The following is an 18538-nucleotide window of genomic DNA, read 5'->3' as shown; positions in this document are numbered from 1 at the left end:
ATTAAGCATGGTTTTTATGAGAAATTAAATTAAGCATATCGGGTTGCATTTTACGCAGGAGTAAAATCACACTGCAACTGATTAAACTATCCACCATCATAACAGGTAAGTGGCTGATAAATAATAAATAAATGACTTCAAAGTAGGCATTTCCACCATCAATAAATAAAATACTTGCGGTGATAAATAACGCCCCTAAGATGCCGATTATGGCGGCGAAAATGCCAACAATAATTAACTGGGTGTTGCTTGCCTGAGCGGAAATAAAAGGTCGCAATACATAATGGGCGAGCAAGGCAGAAAAACCCATGCTACATAAATTGGCCCCCAATACCGCAAAGCCACCAAAAGAAAAGAAAACCACTTGCAGAAGTAAGGCAATTAAAAAGGCGGGAAACACGCTCCAACCTAGAAATAAGCCAGCCATGCCATTGAGAATCAAATGCACACTGCCAATACCCACAGGCACATGTATGGTACTTGCTACAAAAAACACGGATGCAAAGAGGGCATTAAGTGGCAACTTTTCATTGTGTAAACGGCGTAAACCTAACCACACTGCACCGAATGCAATCAGGTTGGTGGTGAGGATTGTGGGGAGGTGAAGAATACCTTCGGATAAATGCATACTATCCCTTATTGTTTACGTTGCCTAAACCAGAGTAATAGACCGACTAAGCCGAAAATATAGCCAATTCCACCTAAAATATCACGCAAGAAAATTTTATGTTCTAGCTGTGAAATATCTTTGCGTAGTTGGATAAATTCATCGTAGGATGCGGTTTTGGCGGTGTGATCTGAAGCCAATTTTGGAACATGCAATGTCGCTTTATGACCTTCTGCCCCTTCTACAACAAGGACATAATTTTTATCATCAGGTAAGGTGAGTGAAATATGCCCCTTTTTATCACTCATGGCTTCAATAGCTGGCGTATTTAAGTCGTTTTCTTTGAATACTGCCACATAATGTTCTGCGGCAGGTGTCATATCAGAATAATAAGTATCCCCTTGAAGATGAGTGCCTTGCTGTTGTGCAACCACATAGAGTGCATGTGCCAGCAATGTTTGGGGAAAGAAAAAGAGCAACAGCAAGAACACTCGCATATTATTTCACCTCAAAGGTTAGCATATATTCAACACTGACTTCATCATAATCAGGGTTGCCTTTTGTGCTAGTGGTAAAATCAGACCAAACTTTATTAACACCAGCTGTTGGGGTGTAATAAGCAATGCCTTTCTCATTTGTTTTTTCAGAAGGATGATCTTCACCTAAACCAACAGGGACACCGGCAGCGGGTTTGCCATCAATTAAGGCTAAAATCGCTAATGGTTTGCCCGCTTCTGGTTTGCCTTGTGGAACCAATTCTTGTGCTTGACCATGTGCTTTTTGGAAGGTGTCATCTTGTTTGAGAACCGCTTTCCCACCTTTTCTTGCTGCTACACAGCTGACTGCATCAGGGGTATTTCGTTTCGTTTGCTCAACCCATTTACCGTTAGGTTTTTTACACCAAATACCATTATCAAAAGCCAATAAAACTAATGAGGTTTTTTCTGATGGTGTCACATAGGCTTCGCCTTGCTTAAAGGTCGCTTTGAGGTTTTCTTGAGTGGAATCACCAAGTACAGCAATGGTTTTGGTGAGTTTATGTTCTGGATAGGTTTCGGTTTTTTCATGACCGAATTTCACGACATATTCATTTGCTTGACCGCTACGTTCCAACCAAACATTGTGTGCGATAGCTGGGCTAGCAAGGGCAATAAGTGCGGTTGATAAAAGCAATTTTTTCATTATAATCTCCTCAGATTTTTCGCTATTAACTCGTTCGCTAATATTAAAGTATGAAGTTACTTTAGGGCAAGTTTTATTGTAAAAAACAGAGGGGAGAAGAGATGAAAATAGGCAAATTAGCACAAGCGGTCGGATGTACAGTGGAAACCGTGCGATTTTATGAGCAACAAGGCTTGCTTCCTCCTGTTGAACGTGCAGAAAATAATTTCCGTCATTATACTTTGGCACATTTGGAACGTTTAAGCTTTATTCGATATTGCCGTTCTTTAGACATTTCCCTTGAGGACATTAAAAAAATTCTCACCCTTGAACAGTATCCCCCAGCAGAACAACAAGAAATCCGCCAATTAATTGAACAACACATTAAAGAAATTACGAAACGGATTCATGAATTAGATCATCTACGCATGCATTTAATGAGATTAAGAGGGGCATCTTCGGATACATTAGGGGCACAAGACAATTTATTGGAATGTTTGTTGAAACATCAGGGAATGAGAATGACTGCATTACGCTAAATGAAAGAGAAAAAAGCAAATAACAACTCATTTCAATGAAAGGTTTGCTATTTGCTTTTTCTGAGTTAAGGCTTAATCCTCTTTGGTTGCTAATTGCAACGGTGGAACTGGCTTCCCTATTTTGGCATAAAATTCATGCACAAAGGTTTCAAAACGATCTTCCTCAATGGCTTGGCGGATTTGTTCCATCAAACGTTGGTAATAGCGTAAGTTATGAATAGTGTTTAATCTTGCCCCTAAAATTTCACCGCACTTATCTAAGTGATATAAATAGGCTTTCGTGTAATGTTTACAAGTATAGCAATCACATTCAGGATCTAATGGCGTGGTATCTTCACGATATTTCGCATTACGGATTTTGACAATACCATTACTGACGAATAAATGGCCATTACGAGCATTACGGGTTGGCATCACACAGTCGAACATATCAATACCACGACGCACACCTTCCACTAAATCTTCAGGTTTTCCGACGCCCATTAAATAACGTGGTTTATCGGTAGGAATTTGTGGGCAAACGTATTCTAAAATACGGTGCATTTCTTCTTTTGGCTCACCGACGGCTAATCCACCCACCGCATAACCATCAAAACCAATATTCACTAGCCCTTCTACTGAAATTTGGCGTAATTCTTCGTAAACCCCACCTTGAATAATGCCAAATAAGGCATTTTTATTGCCTAATTCATCGAAACGATCACGGCTACGTTTTGCCCAACGTAAGGACATTTCCATGGATTTTTTGGCATAATCAAAGGTGGCTGGATAAGGGGTACATTCATCGAAAATCATGACAATATCCGAACCGAGATCGTATTGAATCTCCATGGATTTTTCTGGTGATAAGAAAATGCGTTCACCATTAATCGGGTTTTGGAATTTGACGCCTTCTTCCGTGATCTTACGTAATTTACCTAAACTGAATACTTGAAAGCCGCCTGAATCCGTTAAAATGGGGCGATGCCATTGCATAAAATCGTGTAAATCACCGTGCTTACGCATGACTTCTTGTCCAGGGCGAAGCCATAAATGGAAGGTGTTCCCCAATAAGATTTCGGCACCTGTTGCACGCACTTCCTCGGGTGTCATGCCTTTTACTGTGCCGTAAGTGCCAACGGGCATAAACGCAGGGGTTTCAACGGTGAACGTCCCTTGTGGTCGTTCAAAGACCAGACGGCCACGTCGTGCATTGCCATCTGTTTTATCGAGTTCATATTTCATTTTATTTCCTTTCAACGAATAAACAGTTCGAAGTTTTGAGTGAATAAAAAAGCCTGTGAAGGAAACAGGCTTTTATAAGAAGGCTTTCAATGTTCTTAAAGACAGAACCATGAGGCTCAGCCCTGAAGACGACGTTGAGTAAAAACACCGCCACATGTTATTTTGAATAAGACGATAAACATAAAAAGCACAAAACAGGGCGGCTATTTTAGGGCTTGCCCCGTGATAAGTCAAACTTGGGGGCATATTGCGTGAGTAAATGGGGAGCAGACGTCCCGATTATTCATCAAGTCCTTTCACCGCAGGATTTTTGCTAATAAACATGGCATCGCCATAACTAAAGAAACGATACTGATTTTCTACCGCACTTTGGTAAGCATTCATTGTGTGTTTGTAGCCCGCAAAGGCGGAGACTAACATGATAAGGGTGCTTTCTGGTAAGTGGAAATTGGTAATTAAACAATCCACAATACGGAATGTTTTTCCCGGATAAATAAAAATGGACGTATCCGAAAAATAAGGGCTGATGAGGGTTTTTTCCCCGTTTTCCTCTGCCGCTAAGGCAGCACTTTCAATTGAACGAACGGAGGTTGTGCCCACGGCAATCACACGTTTGCCCGCTTGTTTGGTGGCGAGAATTGCATCACACACCTCTTGTGAGACTTCCACATATTCGGCGTGCATTTTATGATCTTCAATATGTTCAACTCGCACAGGTTGAAAAGTTCCTGCTCCCACATGAAGGGTAACAAAGGCAAAATTCACGCCTTTTGCTTTTAATTGTGCCAGCAATTCATCATCAAAATGTAAACCTGCTGTTGGGGCGGCTACGGCACCAGGGACTTTGTTATATACCGTTTGATAGCGTTCCTGATCGGCTTCTTCATCAGGACGGTCAATATAAGGCGGCAAAGGCATGTGCCCAATTTGTTGTAATACCGCTAAAAGTGCGGTCTGTTTTTCCACAATTTCCAATTCAAACAAGGTATCATGGCGTGCCACCATGATCATTTTTACACCTTGGTTTTCACCTAATTTATCTTCCCCGACAAACAGTTCAGTGCCTTCTTTTGGGGCTTTTGAAGCACGGACATGTGCCAAAAAGCGACTGTCTGATAAAACACGTTCCACCAATATTTCCACTTTTCCGCCACTGGCTTTACGCCCAAACATACGAGCAGGAATCACTCGGGTATTATTGAAAATTAATAAATCCCCTTCATGAATTTGATCAAGGATATCGGCAAAGGTGCGGTGAGTGATTTCACCGTTTTCGCCATTTAATTGTAGTAAACGACTCGATTTACGATCGGATTTAGGGTAGCGAGCAATCAGCTCATCAGGTAAGTCAAAATGAAAATCTGCAACACGCATAAGATAAATAAACGCTATAGAAAAAATGTGGGGCTAAGTCTAGTGGGAATTAGGCGATTGTACAAGGAAAAATCGACATTTTGCCTCATTAAGCCATAAAAAAAAGCCCTTTCAAAGGGAAAGGGCAAAAATATATTTGGAGTCATACTTTTTAGGGTATGCCGCAATTATACTTAAAGATTTAACAAATGCAACATTTTATTAACAAATAATCGCATTTTTGTTATGGGATTTTCACATAAAAACAGGCTATTGTTGAAAATAGCCTGTTTGAATGCGTAGAAAGTAGGACATAAATGATTATTGGTGGCAGCTTTCACATGCCGCACTGAACATCCAAACGAGTTTTTCTTGCTCTTTAATGTAATCACTCATTTGTGAAGCGGTGCCTTCGTCATCAGCTTCACCCGCAATGGCTAAAATATCACGTTGTTGTTGTAATAACACTTTAAAGCCTTGTAATGTGCCTTTTAAACAGTCTTTCGCACTGCTAACACCAATATCTTCTTTAATCACAGAGCTTGTTAAATATTGGCTAAATGCATTATTAGGCGTGTAACCTAAGGTGAGAATGCGTTCTGCAATTTCGTCCACTTTTACCACAAGATCATTGTACACTTCTTCAAATTTGGCATGTAATTCAAAAAAGTTAACGCCTTTGATATTCCAGTGGTAACCACGGACGTTAGTGTAAAATACTTGATAGGTAGCAAGTAAGTTATTTAATTCTTTCGCCAGTTTTTCTGAAGCACTTGCACATAAACCAATTGAGTTTTTATTCATTGTATTTCTCCACGAATTTTTTTTGTTAGATAGACAGGAATAATCAATCACTATCTGATTATTAACTGCAAGGATTATATGATTAAAAAGTCAACAAGTAAAATTGTTATGAGTGATAAATTTGATAGTGTGAACAAATGAATCCATATTTTTTTAATGGATATTAGACAAGGGCAGTGATAGCAACAAGGTGCCATCACTGCAATAGCAAGATTAATGTTCTCTAGTTTTAAAGAAACTCACATCAGGATAGCGTTCTTGAGCAAGGTTTAAATTCACCATGGTTGGGGCAATGTAGGTGAGATTATCGCCACCATCTAACGCTAGGTTTTGTTCATTTTTACGTTTAAATTCTTCGAATTTTTTCGCATCGCCACATTCTACCCAACGTGCTGTTGCAACATTAATATTTTCGTAAATGGCTTCAACGTTATATTCTGATTTTAAACGAGAGACGACCACATCAAACTGTAGCACCCCGACCGCCCCTACGATTAAATCGTTATTCATTAATGGACGGAAAACCTGTACCGCACCTTCTTCTGAAAGTTGGACTAAACCTTTTAACAGTTGTTTTTGTTTGAGCGGATCTTTTAAACGAATACGACGGAACAATTCTGGTGCAAAGTTAGGAATCCCCGTGAATTTCAATTCTTCACCTTGGGTGAAAGTATCTCCGATTTGAATGGTGCCGTGATTATGTAAACCAATAATATCGCCTGCATAAGCTTCCTCCGCATGAGAACGATCCCCAGCCATGAAGGTTAAAGCATCGGAAATTACCACGTCTTTACCAAGACGCACATGGCGGAGCTTCATGCCTTTTTCATATTTCCCAGATACCACACGCATGAATGCCACACGGTCACGGTGTTTGGGATCCATATTCGCTTGGATTTTAAACACGAACCCTGTGAGTTTTTGCTCGCTACTTTCAACACGACGAGTATCCGCTTGGCGTGCTTGTGGTGCAGGTGCCCATTGGGTTAACCCATCTAAGAAATGATCCACCCCAAAGTTGCCTAATGCGGTACCGAAGAAGACAGGGGTCAATTCGCCATTTAAAAACGCCTCTAAATCAAATTCATTAGATGCACCTTGAACTAACTCCAATTCATCACGCAATTGTTGGGCTAAATCATCGCCCACTGCTGCATCTAATTCAGGGTTATTTAAACCTTTAATCACCCGTTTTTCTTGAATGGTATGACCTTGCCCCGTTTGGTATAAATAGGTTTCATCTTTATATAAATGATAAACCCCTTTAAACAATTTACCGCAACCAATCGGCCAAGTAATTGGGGCACAGTGGATATTTAACACGTTCTCCACTTCATCTAATAACTCCATCGGATCACGAATATCACGGTCTAGCTTGTTCATAAAGGTTAAAATTGGCGTATCACGCAAGCGGGTGACTTCCATTAATTTAATGGTACGTTCTTCCACCCCTTTGGCACTGTCGATCACCATCAAACAGCTATCCACGGCGGTCAACGTGCGGTATGTATCTTCTGAGAAGTCTTCGTGTCCTGGCGTGTCGAGAAGGTTAACCAAACAATCGTTGTAAGGGAATTGCATTACTGAGGTGGTAATTGAGATACCCCGTTGTTTTTCCATTTCCATCCAGTCAGATTTGGCATGTTGTGCCGAGCCTTTCCCTTTCACGGATCCTGCTGTTTGAATGGCTTGTCCGTAAAGCAACACTTTTTCGGTAATGGTGGTTTTACCCGCATCGGGGTGAGAAATAATGGCAAACGTGCGACGTTTGTTTACTTGTTGTGGATAATCGTTTAATGACATGGTTTGTTATCAAATATATTCAGGTTAAAAAATAATGGGCTATTTTCGCTTATTTTGGCGTGCTTCTCAAATTTATTTATAAAATCAATAAAAAATGCAACCGTTTGCTTATCTTTCCCGACAAAGTGCGGTACAATATGCGACGATTTTTATCATACAAAAAAATATAAAGGTGCAAACAGATGACACAGCTCAGTCTCAAAAAAATTTATTCAGGTAAAGTGCGTGATCTTTATGAAATTGACGATAAACGCATGTTAATGGTCGCCAGCGATCGTTTATCTGCCTTTGATGTGATTTTGGACGATCCTATTCCTCGCAAAGGGGAAATTTTGACTCAAATCTCCAATTTTTGGTTTAACAAATTAGCACACATTATGCCAAATCATTTTACGGGGGAAACCGTATATGATGTGCTACCAAAAGAAGAAGCAGACAGAGTCAAAGATCGTGCGGTGGTATGTAAGCGTTTGACGCCAATTAAAATTGAATCCATTGTACGTGGCTATTTAACAGGCAGCGGTTTAAAAGATTATCAAAAAACAGGCACGATTTGCGGTTTAGCCTTGCCGAAAGGGCTGGTTGAAGCCAGCAAGTTGCCAGAGCCTCTTTTCACTCCATCGAGCAAAGCCGATGTTGGCGAGCATGATGTGAATATCAGTTATGCGGAATGTGAACAATTAATTGGTGCAGAACTGGCTGCTGAAGTGAAAGAAAAAGCCATTGCATTGTATAAAGCGGCTGCAGATTATGCACTGACAAAAGGCATTATTATTTGTGATACCAAATTTGAATTTGGGTTAGATGAAAATGGCACGCTCACCTTAATGGACGAGGTATTAACACCTGATTCAAGCCGTTTTTGGTCGGTGGATACTTATCAAGAGGGCATTAACCCGCCATCATTTGATAAACAATTTGTTCGAGACTGGCTCGAAAATAGCGGTTGGAATAAGCAACCACCCGCACCGAAAGTGCCAGCAGAGGTGATTGAAAAAACCGTTAATAAATATCAAGAAGCATTGGATTTATTGACAAAATAAATCGAAAACAGGCTTTCTTCCTTTTTGGGGAGAAAGCTTTTTTTCAACATTAACCTTCACAAGGAGAATTATGAAGTCGGTTTCAATAGTGGGATTAGGTTGGCTTGGCTTACCTTTAGCTCGCCATTTGAAAAATTTAGGTTGGGAAGTGAAAGGCAGTAAACGTACTCACGAGGGTGCGGAACAAATGCGTTTGATTCGCTTAGAAGCTTATCCTTTAGAGCTGACCCCTGAAATTAATGCCGATCCTGATGATTTAACTTTGTTGTTGTCCGTCGATGCATTAGTGATCAACATTCCACCAAGTCAATATTTTTTCGATCCTCAACAGTATGTTTTAGGCATTCAGAATCTCGTTAATGAAGCATTATTGTATGGTGTGAACCACATTATCTTTATTAGCTCCACCTCTGTTTTTCCTGACGATTCGGGATACTTTGACGAGTCTTGCCGCCCTCAGCCACAATCGGAGATGGCGAAAGCACTGGTTGAAGTGGAGGAGTGGTTATTCCAATTAAAAAATATTGATTGCGATATTATTCGTTTTGGTGGTCTGATTGGTTCGGATCGCCATCCCGTGTATTCATTGGGAAACAAAGAAGTGAAATCAGGTAATTCACCTGTGAATTTAGTGCATTTTGATGATTGTGCCAGAGCAATTCAGTTATTGCTTGAAACACCAAGTTATCAGCGCTTATATCATGTGGTGGCACCGGGGCATCCAACCAAAGCAGAATATTATTCTGTGATGGCGGAAAAACTGGGTGTAGCAGCACCGCACTTCGTCTGTTCGGAACAAGATCCTGTCAGAATTATTGTGTCTGATAAGATTTGTCAGGAGATTGATTTTGTTTACCAATACCCTGATCCTTATTTGATGTTACCAAATGAGGAAAAGAGCGGTGGACTTTCCGATGGGTTTTTGAAATAATAAAGTGATTATTTAATCACTTTTTTTGCGTAAATATTTAAATAAAGGTTCAGTATGTCAAATACAATTCTACAACAGCTTCCAAAAGGTCAAAAAGTCGGCATCGCATTTTCAGGTGGTTTAGATACCAGTGCAGCATTATTATGGATGCGTCAAAAAGGGGCTGTGCCTTATGCGTATACGGCAAATTTAGGGCAACCCGATGAAGATGATTATAATGCGATTCCTCGTAAAGCGATGGAATATGGTGCAGAAAATGCACGTTTAATTGATTGCCGTGCACAACTTGCCCACGAAGGGATTGCCGCGATTCAAAGTGGTGCTTTCCACATTTCCACAGGGGGATTGACCTATTTTAATACCACGCCACTTGGTCGTGCGGTAACGGGCACGATGTTGGTTTCTGCCATGCGTGAAGATGATGTGAATATTTGGGGCGACGGCAGTACGTTCAAAGGGAACGATATTGAGCGTTTTTATCGCTATGGTTTATTAACCAATCCAAATCTTAAAATTTATAAACCTTGGTTAGATAATCAATTTATCGAAGAATTGGGTGGTCGTCATGAAATGTCAGAATTCCTGATTGCCAATGGTTTTGAATATAAAATGTCCGTAGAAAAAGCCTACTCAACCGACTCAAATATGCTAGGTGCAACCCACGAAGCAAAAGATCTTGAGTTTTTAAATTCAGGCATTCGCATTGTGAAACCGATTATGGGCGTGGCATTCTGGCGTGATGATGTGGATGTAAAAGCCGAAGAAGTGACCGTCCGTTTTGAAGAAGGGATCCCTGTGGCATTAAATGGCAAAACCTTCAGTGATCACGTGGAATTATTCTTAGAAGCCAATCGTATCGGTGGTCGTCATGGTTTAGGTATGTCAGACCAAATTGAAAACCGTATCATTGAAGCGAAATCTCGTGGTATTTATGAAGCCCCAGGAATGGCATTGTTGCATATTGCTTATGAGCGTTTAGTGAGTGGTATTCATAATGAAGACACCATCGAACAATATCGTATTAATGGTTTACGTTTAGGTCGCTTGCTTTACCAAGGTCGTTGGTTTGATCCGCAAGCATTGATGTTGCGTGAAACGGCACAACGTTGGGTTGCTCGTGCAATTACGGGTGAAGTAACCTTAGAATTACGTCGTGGTAATGATTATTCTATTTTAAATACCGAGTCACCAAACCTCACTTATATGCCAGAGCGTTTAAGTATGGAAAAAGTGGAAAATGCACCGTTTGATCCCGTGGATCGTATTGGTCAATTAACCATGCGTAACTTAGATATTGTGGATACTCGTGAGAAATTAGGTATTTATACACAAACTGGTTTATTAAGCATCTCAAAAGATTCTTTCTTACCACAATTAAATAAAAAAGATTAATTTCGTTTTTATATAAAAACTTTTTCAAAACATACCGCACTTTTACGCAATTCCGTGTAAAAGTGCGGTATTTTTTTGCGAATTTTTCTTTGGGTGAAATATTAGATATATTTTTGATCGATATTTCCTTATATATTGAAAGGAAAACGGCTTTTTGTTAGAATCGCCCGCCATAACTTCCCTTGCTAAAATACATGATTCATTATGTTACTCCCTGCCTTTTCTTTTCCTGCATTTGCACAAATGTACCCTAACGAAAAACGGAAATTAAAACGTTTTAGAGAATATTTACGTTATCGTTATTCCGTCGCAACACATTATAAACAATGCAAAAAATTTGAAGCTTTCTTAAATCAACATCCTTTGTGGATTCCGTTATTTCAACATTATCCCTATCGTGTTAATACGTTGCTTTCCACCTATTGTGATCGCCAATGGAATGCCTCACAACGTTTGCAAGCGGTCATGAACAATCTCATGGTGATTCAACAAAAATTTGGCGTAGATTGCTGTCAGCGTTTATTGAACGAAGGGCATATGGTGTTAGCAACCTTGACGGAAGATCTCATTCTTCGTTTAAATATCAATCTTGTGGATCCTTTGGAAGGGCTTTTTTCGATTAATTTGCAAGATCGGCAAACTCAGCAAAGTGTTTATGACGCCTCTTTTACCTTTTTATCTGAAAATCAATTACTCATTGCTTCCATTCAGGGACCAAAAGGTGAGCAAGCACAGGAACAAGTACGCCATGTGACCAAAGAATTGCATGGTATGCGTCCGATGTTTATGTTGGTTTATTGTTTTAGATTATTCGCACAACAATTTCATTGTGCATTATTGGGGATTCCTCATCGTAAACAAGCCAAATATCGTTGGAATGATTCAAGACGGTTACTGTTTGATTACGATGCCTTTTGGCAAGAAAATGAGGGCGATTTACATGACGGATATTGGCATATTCCTACGCAAATTGAACGTAAACCACTGGAGGATATTCAAAGTAAAAAACGTTCAATGTACCGCAAGCGTTACGAGATGTTTGATGGTTTATCCGAGAGCATTAAAGCTTGCTTTTGTCACGGTTCTAAATAAAACACCCCAAAAATGCACCGCACTTTTGGGGTCTGCCCTTTGGGGCGTTTTGTTAAGCTGAATAGATCGCTAACGAAGATTATTCCCCTAATGTTGCCACCATCACCGCTTTAATGGTGTGCATACGGTTTTCTGCTTCATCAAATACAATGGATGCATCCGATTCAAACACCTCATCAGTTACTTCCAATCCGTTCATGCCATATTTTTCCGCCATTTGTTTACCGATAGTGGTATTTTCATCGTGGAAAGCGGGTAAGCAGTGCATAAATTTCACTTTTGGATTGCCTGTTTTTGCCAGTAATGCTTTGTTCACTTGGTAAGGTTTCATGAGGTTAATGCGTTGTTCCCACGCTTCTTCAGGTTCGCCCATGGATACCCAAATATCCGTATACAGGAAATCTACCTCTTTAACGCCTTCTTCCACATTTTCGGTACAGGTGATTTTAGCACCCGTTTTCTTCGCCATTTCTGCCACTTCATCAAGCAGTTTTTGTTCTGGCCAGTAGGCTTTTGGGGCGACTAAACGCAGATCGAGTCCCATCAAGGCGGCACCTTCCACAAAAGAGTTACCCATATTGTTACGGGCATCCCCTAAATAGGCCATTTTCATTTGGTTGAGGCGTTTGCCTTCGCCGTGTTCTAACATGGTTAAGAAATCAGCCAGAATTTGGGTTGGGTGGAAATCATCGGTCAAGCCATTCCAAACAGGCACGCCCGAATATTGGGCTAAAATTTCAACTAATTCCTGCCCATAACCACGATATTGAATGCCATCATACATTCTGCCTAACACACGAGCGGTGTCTTTCATGGATTCTTTATGTCCAATTTGTGAACCGCTAGGTCCGATATAACTGACGTTTGCCCCTTGATCATAGGCGGCGACTTCAAATGCACAACGGGTGCGGGTGGAGGTTTTTTCAAAAATGAGGGCGATATTTTTGCCTTTTAAGCGAGGTTGTTCAGTACCAGAATATTTTGCTTTTTTTAACTCAATGGAAAGGTCAAGTAAGAATTGAATTTGTTTCGGGGTAAAATCCATCAAACGTAAGAAATGACGGTTACGTAAATTGATAGGCATAAAATGCTCCTCATGAGTTGAGTGGTTGTGAAAATGCTTTGACCAGCAAACGTTTACGTAACGAGGCATTATACCTATTTTTCGACAAAAGGCTAGGGAAAAGCCATGGTGGCGGGAGGTGAAAAGTGCGGGAAAATACACCGCACTTTTTGCTCAGCCACTTAATTTTCGACGACGACATATCCATAGGCACGTATGCGTCCATCATTCTCTTTTTGTAAGTCAAGCCCTTGAATTTCAGGGGCAAAGCCTGGAAGACGATTAATCCCGTCTTCTAAGGCAAGGAAATATTGTTGTGCAGTTTCATTCCATTTTTCGCCAGGAACAACACAAATAATTCCAGGTGGATAAGGGATTGCCCCTTCTGCCGCAATACGTCCAAGGATTTCGGTTAATGGCACCAATTCAACCTGATTACGCACGAAGGCGGTGTTGGCATCTTTAGGATTCATCGCATAAGCAGGGAATGTGGCTTTACGGAATAAATTGCGTTGGTGTTTTTTCACATTATAACTTCTGTACAACTGGTGCATTTCTTGGCAAAGCTGACGAATGGTGTAACCATGATAACGTGCACGATGGTTAGCATATAGGGTTGGTAAGACCTCTTTTAATGGCGAATTTTGCTGAATATGCTTTTCAAATGAGGCGAGTTGAGCAACGAGCATTTGCATTTTTGTTAAGGTTTCCGCAGGGGTTAACAAAAATAAAATGGCGTTTAAATCGTATTTTTCGGGAATGATGCCGTTTTCACGTAGATAGTGAGCCAAAATAGTGGCGGGTATTCCAAAATCTTCATATTCCCCTGTTTCAAGATTAATCCCAGGGGTGGTCAACATCAATTTGCAAGGGTCGATAAAATATTGATTTTCACGATACCCCTCAAATTTATGCCATTTATCGGTGCTGTGGAATTTGAAAAAGTCTAGATTTTGGGCAATTTCATCGGTGTCATACTCTTGCCATTTTTTCCCTTTGATATCAGGTGGAATAAAGGGTTTGATAAATTCACAAGAGGCTAACACCATTTTTCTTGCCTCAATCCCGATTTTCACACAATCATGCCATAAACGGCGTCCTGCTGGGCTACCTTGAATTTTGGCGTTGACATCAAGGGTGGCAAACATTGGATAAAATGGACTGGTTGAGGCATGTAACATAAAGGCGTTATTAAAACGTCGGTGGTTACAATAACGTGGTTGCCCTTTGATATGCTTATCTTTTTTGTGAATTTGCGAGGCTTGAGAGAAGCCTGCTTGTTGCTTGTGAACGGATTGTGTCACGATAATGCCGGGATCTTTTTCTGTTAATTCTAATAAAAGTGGGGAGCAGTCTTTCATCATGGGAATAAACTGTTCATACCCCACCCAAGCGGAATCAAACAAAATGTAATCACAAAGATGACCAATTTTATCCACCACTTGACGGGCGTTATAAATCGTGCCGTCATAAGTGCCTAATTGAATCACAGCTAAACGAAATGGACGAGCAAGGCTCAGCTTTTCAGGTGCGGTCTCTTTAATGAGTGATATTAAATATGCCTCATCAAAGCAATGACTATCAATTCCTCCAATAAAGCCAAAGGGGTTACGGGCAGTTTCTAAATAAATGGGCGTTGCTCCCGCTTGAATTAATGCACCATGATGAACGGATTTATGATTGTTGCGATCAAAAAGCACTAAATCACCCACTGAAAGTAAGGCGTTTGTCACCACTTTGTTGGCAGAAGAGGTGCCGTTTAACACAAAATAGGTTTTATCAGCGTTAAAAACTTGAGCTGCATGAATTTGTGCATCACGAGCAACGCCTTCGTGAATTAATAAATCCCCTAATTTGACATCGGCATTACAAATATCCGAACGGAAAATATTTTCCCCGTAGAAATCATATAAGACACGACCTGCTGGGTGTTTGTGAAAATATTGACCACCTTGGTGCCCTGGGCAAGCAAAGGTGGTATTGCCCATCTTCACATATTCCATCAACATACTGAAAAACGGCGGGAGGATTTTTTCTTCATATTGTTGAATCGCCGTTTCAATTTGATGGCTGTAAGAGGGCTGATTAGCATGATCTATCTTTTGAAGAGGATTTATTTTATCAACATATTGAGGAGCCAATACTTGACCTTCAGCCACGCTAACAAAAACGGGAATAGGCAATGCGGTTGCCTGAATGAGATCAATATAATCATCAATATCCTCCGCACACAGAATGATCGCACCAATATCGGTAAAATCGGTTTCCTGAATGGGCACTAAGCATCTTGATGTGTTGAAATCGGGGTTGACAGATGGACTATATGCAATTTTAAAACGTGGCATATGAGACTCCTAATCACTAAAATCATGAAAAATTCACACAGTATACCAATATCATGTGTTTGACTAGATTTACGGCTGATTATTTCTCATTTTATGAGGAAAAAGATGAACTTCCTCGCCCTTTACTATGATTAAACTGACATCCAGTTACGATGTTTAACGAGTCAGCTTGCAATCCGCTAATATAATTGAGTATTGGCACGAACGCCGTTTGAATAAGCATTAACAAAACTTTTTGAAAAATCACCGCACTTTTTACAATTTTATTTTGATTTAAGAAGAGAGAAACGTTCTAGCCATGCGAGGGTTATGGTATCCTTTGTTCGTTTTTTATTTTTGAGAGATGCAACTATGCTGAAAAATATTATTGTGACGGTGGATGGGCCAAGTGGTGCAGGAAAAGGCACTTTATGCTACGCCCTTGCGGAAAAATTAGGGTTTGATTTATTAGACAGTGGTGCCATTTATCGCGTGACGGCACTGGCGGCATTAAAAAGTGCGGTGCCATTAGATGACGAAACAAAATTAGCCGATTTAGCCAGAAACTTAGATGTGCAGTTTTTACCTCAAGAAGGGGAAGTCAATATTGTGCTAAATGGTGAAAATGTGAGTGGTCAGATCAGAACCCAGCAGGTTGCCGAGGCAGCCTCAAAAGTCGCTGTTTTCCCAGCTGTACGTGATGCACTTTTGCAATTACAGCAAGATTTTGTCTCAGAACAAGGACTTATTGCAGATGGTCGTGATATGGGGACAGTGGTTTTCCCGCAGGCACAAGTAAAATTATTTTTAGATGCAAGTGCGGAAGAACGTGCAAAAAGACGTTATAAACAGTTGCAAAATAAGGGAATTAGTGGTAACTTTGACCAGATTTTAGCCGAGATAAAGGAACGCGATTTTCGAGATAGAAATCGAGCAGTCGCCCCTCTCCAAGCTGCGGAAGATGCCTTAGTGCTAGATAGCACCTCATTAAGTATTGATGAGGTGATTCAACAAGCATTGAAACATATTCAGCAGACGCTTAAAATTGATTTTTAACCCGTTTATTCATGGAAGGATAAACTCTTATTATCAGCCCCACATGGTATGGATTTTATGTGGACGTTATTACATTTTAAATTGAAGATTAATTATGACTGAATCTTTTGCTCAACTATTTGAAGAATCATTAAAAGAACTTGAAACCCGTCAAGGTTCTATCGTTAGCGGTACTGTTGTTGCTATTCAAAAAGGCTTTGTACTTGTCGATACAGGTTCTAAATCTGAATCATCTATCCCTGCTGAAGAGTTTTTAAACGCACAAGGCGAACTAGAAGTTCAAGTTGGTGATGTTGTTGATGTTGTATTAAAAGCTGTTGATGATGGCTTTGGTGAAACTGTTGCATCTCGTGTGGATGCAAAACGCAATGAAGCATGGATTGCCTTAGAAAAAGCATACGAAGAACAAGCTACTGTTATCGGTTTAATCAACGGTAAAGTGAAAGGTGGTTTCACAGTTGAGTTAAACGGTGTTCGTGCATTCTTACCAGGTTCATTAGTGGATACTCGTCCAGTTCGTGAGACAGTACACTTAGAAGGTAAAGAATTAGAGTTTAAAGTCATTAAACTTGACCAAAAACGCAACAACGTTGTTGTTTCTCGTCGTGCGGTTATTGAATCAGAAAATAGCCAAGAACGTGAACAAATTCTTGAGAACTTACAAGAAGGTTCTGAAGTTAAAGGTATCGTTAAGAACTTAACCGACTACGGTGCATTCGTAGATTTAGGTGGTGTTGACGGTTTATTACATATCACAGATATGGCTTGGAAACGTGTTAAACACCCAAGCGAAATCGTGAATGTAGGTGATGAAATCACTGTTAAAGTATTGAAATTCGACAAAGATCGTACTCGCGTATCTTTAGGCTTAAAACAATTAGGTCAAGATCCATGGGTTGCGATTGCTGAAAACCACCCAGTAGAAAGCAAATTAACAGGTAAAGTGACTAACTTAACTGACTATGGTTGCTTCGTTGAAATTTTAGATGGCGTTGAAGGTTTAGTTCACGTATCTGAAATGGATTGGACAAACAAAAATATTCACCCATCTAAAGTGGTTAGCTTAGGTGATGTGGTTGAAGTGATGGTATTAGAAATCGATGAAGAACGTCGTCGTATTTCTTTAGGTTTAAAACAATGCAAACCTAACCCATGGTTACAATTCGCTGAAACTCACAACAAAGGCGACAAAGTTGAAGGTAAAATCAAGTCAATTACTGATTTCGGTATCTTCATCGGTCTTGAAGGTGGTATCGACGGTTTAGTTCACTTATCTGACATTTCTTGGAATGTATCAGGCGAAGAAGCTGTTCGTCACTACAAAAAAGGTGATGAAGTTGCAGCAGTCGTATTACAAGTTGATGCAGTGAAAGAACGTATTTCTTTAGGTATCAAACAACTTGAAGAAGATCCGTTCAACAACTTCGTTGCAGTAAACAAAAAAGGTGCGGTATTAAGTGCTAAAGTTGTTGAAGCTGATGCGAAAGGTGCAAAAGTTGAATTAGACGGTGGTGTTGAAGGTTACATCCGTGCAGCAGACTTAACAAACGAAGTGAATGCTGGTGATGTCGTTGAAGCTAAATACACTGGTGTGGATCGTAAAGCGCGTATCGTTCATTTATCTGTACGTGCAAAAGACCAAGCTGAAGAAGCTGCAGCAGTTGCAAATGTGAATAACAAACAAGAAGAAGTTGCTATTCCAAACGCAATGGCTGAAGCATTCAAAGCGGCTAAAGGTGAATAATTACATTCCCCTTATAAAAATTGGCTAGCGTGATTTTTCACGCTAGCCCCATAAGTTAGGAGAAAGCCATGACTAAATCAGAGCTTATTGAGCGTTTGGTTCAAAAACATCATTTAATTGCGGCAAAAGATGTGGAAAATGCAGTAAAAGAAATTTTGGATCAAATGTCATTTGCCTTAGAAAATGGTAAACGCATTGAAGTAAGAGGATTTGGTAGTTTCTCATTGCATTATCGTCAACCACGTTTAGGTCGTAATCCTAAAACGGGTGAACAGGTGAAATTAGACGCAAAATCTGTGCCGCACTTTAAAGCAGGTAAAGAGCTAAGGGAGCGTGTTGATATTTACGCATAATTTTAACTAACTTGAGTATAACGACACCTTTAGTGTCGTTTTTTGTATT

General features: G+C 40.2%; 17 protein-coding genes. 8 read left to right on the top strand and 9 right to left on the bottom strand.

What is annotated here, in order from left to right; translation table 11 throughout:
- Position 1: 1 nt before the first annotated feature.
- From cbiM to ACPEEM_RS06105, 3 genes are read right to left on the bottom strand one after another with little or no spacing between them, the layout of a single operon-like run.
- A complete protein-coding gene (gene cbiM, locus ACPEEM_RS06115) occupies positions 2–628 on the bottom strand; it encodes a cobalt transporter CbiM (RefSeq protein WP_424405565.1) in 627 nt (208 codons plus the stop codon).
- Between the two features lie 8 nt (positions 629–636).
- A complete protein-coding gene (locus ACPEEM_RS06110; protein ID WP_424402666.1) occupies positions 637–1104 on the bottom strand; it encodes a carboxypeptidase regulatory-like domain-containing protein in 468 nt (155 codons plus the stop codon).
- 1 nt (position 1105) lies between these two features.
- A complete protein-coding gene (locus tag ACPEEM_RS06105; protein ID WP_424402667.1) occupies positions 1106–1789 on the bottom strand; it encodes a DUF4198 domain-containing protein in 684 nt (227 codons plus the stop codon).
- A 101-nt stretch (positions 1790–1890) separates the two neighbouring features.
- Here ACPEEM_RS06105 and ACPEEM_RS06100 point away from each other — a divergent pair, with 101 nt between their 5' ends.
- Entirely contained in the window at positions 1891–2307 is a 417-nt protein-coding gene (locus ACPEEM_RS06100; RefSeq protein ID WP_424402668.1) for a MerR family transcriptional regulator, read from the top strand.
- A gap of 72 nt (positions 2308–2379) precedes the next feature.
- On the opposite strand, the gene tgt is transcribed toward ACPEEM_RS06100, so the two are convergent.
- The 4 genes from tgt to prfC all read right to left on the bottom strand — a co-directional run bounded on the left by tgt (position 2380) and on the right by prfC (position 7491).
- Complete coding sequence (gene tgt, locus ACPEEM_RS06095) at positions 2380–3531, bottom strand: tRNA guanosine(34) transglycosylase Tgt (RefSeq protein ID WP_424405567.1); 1152 nt, start codon at positions 3529–3531, stop codon at positions 2380–2382.
- Positions 3532–3810: 279 nt separating this feature from the next.
- Positions 3811–4905 carry a tRNA preQ1(34) S-adenosylmethionine ribosyltransferase-isomerase QueA gene (gene queA, locus ACPEEM_RS06090; RefSeq protein WP_424402670.1) on the bottom strand — a complete coding sequence of 365 codons (1095 nt, stop codon included), beginning with the start codon at positions 4903–4905 and terminating at the stop codon, positions 3811–3813.
- 300 nt (positions 4906–5205) lie between these two features.
- A complete protein-coding gene (locus ACPEEM_RS06085) occupies positions 5206–5688 on the bottom strand; it encodes a Dps family protein (protein WP_424402671.1) in 483 nt (160 codons plus the stop codon).
- Positions 5689–5901: 213 nt separating this feature from the next.
- Positions 5902–7491, bottom strand: coding sequence for a peptide chain release factor 3 (gene prfC / locus ACPEEM_RS06080; protein ID WP_424402672.1), 1590 nt, complete (start codon positions 7489–7491; stop codon positions 5902–5904).
- 182 nt (positions 7492–7673) lie between these two features.
- Here prfC and ACPEEM_RS06075 point away from each other — a divergent pair, with 182 nt between their 5' ends.
- The 4 genes from ACPEEM_RS06075 (at position 7674) to ACPEEM_RS06060 (ending at position 11949) form a co-directional block, all read left to right on the top strand.
- Positions 7674–8534 carry a phosphoribosylaminoimidazolesuccinocarboxamide synthase gene (locus ACPEEM_RS06075; protein WP_424402673.1) on the top strand — a complete coding sequence of 287 codons (861 nt, stop codon included), beginning with the start codon at positions 7674–7676 and terminating at the stop codon, positions 8532–8534.
- Between the two features lie 70 nt (positions 8535–8604).
- Positions 8605–9465: an SDR family oxidoreductase gene (locus tag ACPEEM_RS06070; RefSeq protein WP_424402674.1), complete on the top strand. Its 861-nt coding sequence runs from the start codon at positions 8605–8607 to the stop codon at positions 9463–9465.
- A gap of 54 nt (positions 9466–9519) precedes the next feature.
- A complete protein-coding gene (argG, locus tag ACPEEM_RS06065; protein ID WP_424402675.1) occupies positions 9520–10857 on the top strand; it encodes an argininosuccinate synthase in 1338 nt (445 codons plus the stop codon).
- A gap of 204 nt (positions 10858–11061) precedes the next feature.
- Entirely contained in the window at positions 11062–11949 is an 888-nt protein-coding gene (locus ACPEEM_RS06060; RefSeq protein ID WP_424408179.1) for a VirK/YbjX family protein, read from the top strand.
- A gap of 79 nt (positions 11950–12028) precedes the next feature.
- On the opposite strand, the gene argF is transcribed toward ACPEEM_RS06060, so the two are convergent.
- Positions 12029–13033, bottom strand: a complete 1005-nt coding sequence (gene argF, locus ACPEEM_RS06055; protein ID WP_424402677.1) for an ornithine carbamoyltransferase — start codon at positions 13031–13033, stop codon at positions 12029–12031.
- Between the two features lie 161 nt (positions 13034–13194).
- Complete coding sequence (locus ACPEEM_RS06050; protein ID WP_424408177.1) at positions 13195–15357, bottom strand: ornithine decarboxylase; 2163 nt, start codon at positions 15355–15357, stop codon at positions 13195–13197.
- Between the two features lie 351 nt (positions 15358–15708).
- Here ACPEEM_RS06050 and cmk point away from each other — a divergent pair, with 351 nt between their 5' ends.
- The 3 genes from cmk to ACPEEM_RS06035 all read left to right on the top strand — a co-directional run bounded on the left by cmk (position 15709) and on the right by ACPEEM_RS06035 (position 18489).
- Positions 15709–16392 (top strand): (d)CMP kinase, encoded by a 684-nt coding sequence (gene cmk, locus ACPEEM_RS06045; protein ID WP_424402679.1) that lies wholly within the window; start codon positions 15709–15711, stop codon positions 16390–16392.
- Between the two features lie 94 nt (positions 16393–16486).
- Positions 16487–18136 (top strand): 30S ribosomal protein S1, encoded by a 1650-nt coding sequence (rpsA, locus tag ACPEEM_RS06040; RefSeq protein WP_424402680.1) that lies wholly within the window; start codon positions 16487–16489, stop codon positions 18134–18136.
- Between the two features lie 68 nt (positions 18137–18204).
- Positions 18205–18489 carry an integration host factor subunit beta gene (locus ACPEEM_RS06035; RefSeq protein WP_424402681.1) on the top strand — a complete coding sequence of 95 codons (285 nt, stop codon included), beginning with the start codon at positions 18205–18207 and terminating at the stop codon, positions 18487–18489.
- Positions 18490–18538: the final 49 nt, after the last annotated feature.

It is taken from the genome of Pasteurella pantherarum (assembly GCF_049670885.1).
Taxonomy (GTDB): Bacteria; Pseudomonadota; Gammaproteobacteria; order Enterobacterales; family Pasteurellaceae; genus Pasteurella.
This window is presented reverse-complemented; position numbering and strand designations above follow the sequence as displayed.

Coding starts and splice junctions, on each gene's coding strand:
- ACPEEM_RS06110 (WP_424402666.1), bottom strand. CDS start 1,104: ATGCGAGTGTTCTTGCTGTTGCTCTTTTTCTTTCCCCAAACATTGCTG.
- ACPEEM_RS06100 (WP_424402668.1), top strand. CDS start 1,891: ATGAAAATAGGCAAATTAGCACAAGCGGTCGGATGTACAGTGGAAACC.
- ACPEEM_RS06085 (WP_424402671.1), bottom strand. CDS start 5,688: ATGAATAAAAACTCAATTGGTTTATGTGCAAGTGCTTCAGAAAAACTG.
- queA (WP_424402670.1), bottom strand. CDS start 4,905: ATGCGTGTTGCAGATTTTCATTTTGACTTACCTGATGAGCTGATTGCT.
- ACPEEM_RS06050 (WP_424408177.1), bottom strand. CDS start 15,357: ATGCCACGTTTTAAAATTGCATATAGTCCATCTGTCAACCCCGATTTC.
- ACPEEM_RS06105 (WP_424402667.1), bottom strand. CDS start 1,789: ATGAAAAAATTGCTTTTATCAACCGCACTTATTGCCCTTGCTAGCCCA.
- ACPEEM_RS06075 (WP_424402673.1), top strand. CDS start 7,674: ATGACACAGCTCAGTCTCAAAAAAATTTATTCAGGTAAAGTGCGTGAT.
- prfC (WP_424402672.1), bottom strand. CDS start 7,491: ATGTCATTAAACGATTATCCACAACAAGTAAACAAACGTCGCACGTTT.
- ACPEEM_RS06070 (WP_424402674.1), top strand. CDS start 8,605: ATGAAGTCGGTTTCAATAGTGGGATTAGGTTGGCTTGGCTTACCTTTA.
- cbiM (WP_424405565.1), bottom strand. CDS start 628: ATGCATTTATCCGAAGGTATTCTTCACCTCCCCACAATCCTCACCACC.
- argG (WP_424402675.1), top strand. CDS start 9,520: ATGTCAAATACAATTCTACAACAGCTTCCAAAAGGTCAAAAAGTCGGC.
- ACPEEM_RS06035 (WP_424402681.1), top strand. CDS start 18,205: ATGACTAAATCAGAGCTTATTGAGCGTTTGGTTCAAAAACATCATTTA.
- tgt (WP_424405567.1), bottom strand. CDS start 3,531: ATGAAATATGAACTCGATAAAACAGATGGCAATGCACGACGTGGCCGT.
- cmk (WP_424402679.1), top strand. CDS start 15,709: ATGCTGAAAAATATTATTGTGACGGTGGATGGGCCAAGTGGTGCAGGA.
- rpsA (WP_424402680.1), top strand. CDS start 16,487: ATGACTGAATCTTTTGCTCAACTATTTGAAGAATCATTAAAAGAACTT.
- ACPEEM_RS06060 (WP_424408179.1), top strand. CDS start 11,062: ATGTTACTCCCTGCCTTTTCTTTTCCTGCATTTGCACAAATGTACCCT.
- argF (WP_424402677.1), bottom strand. CDS start 13,033: ATGCCTATCAATTTACGTAACCGTCATTTCTTACGTTTGATGGATTTT.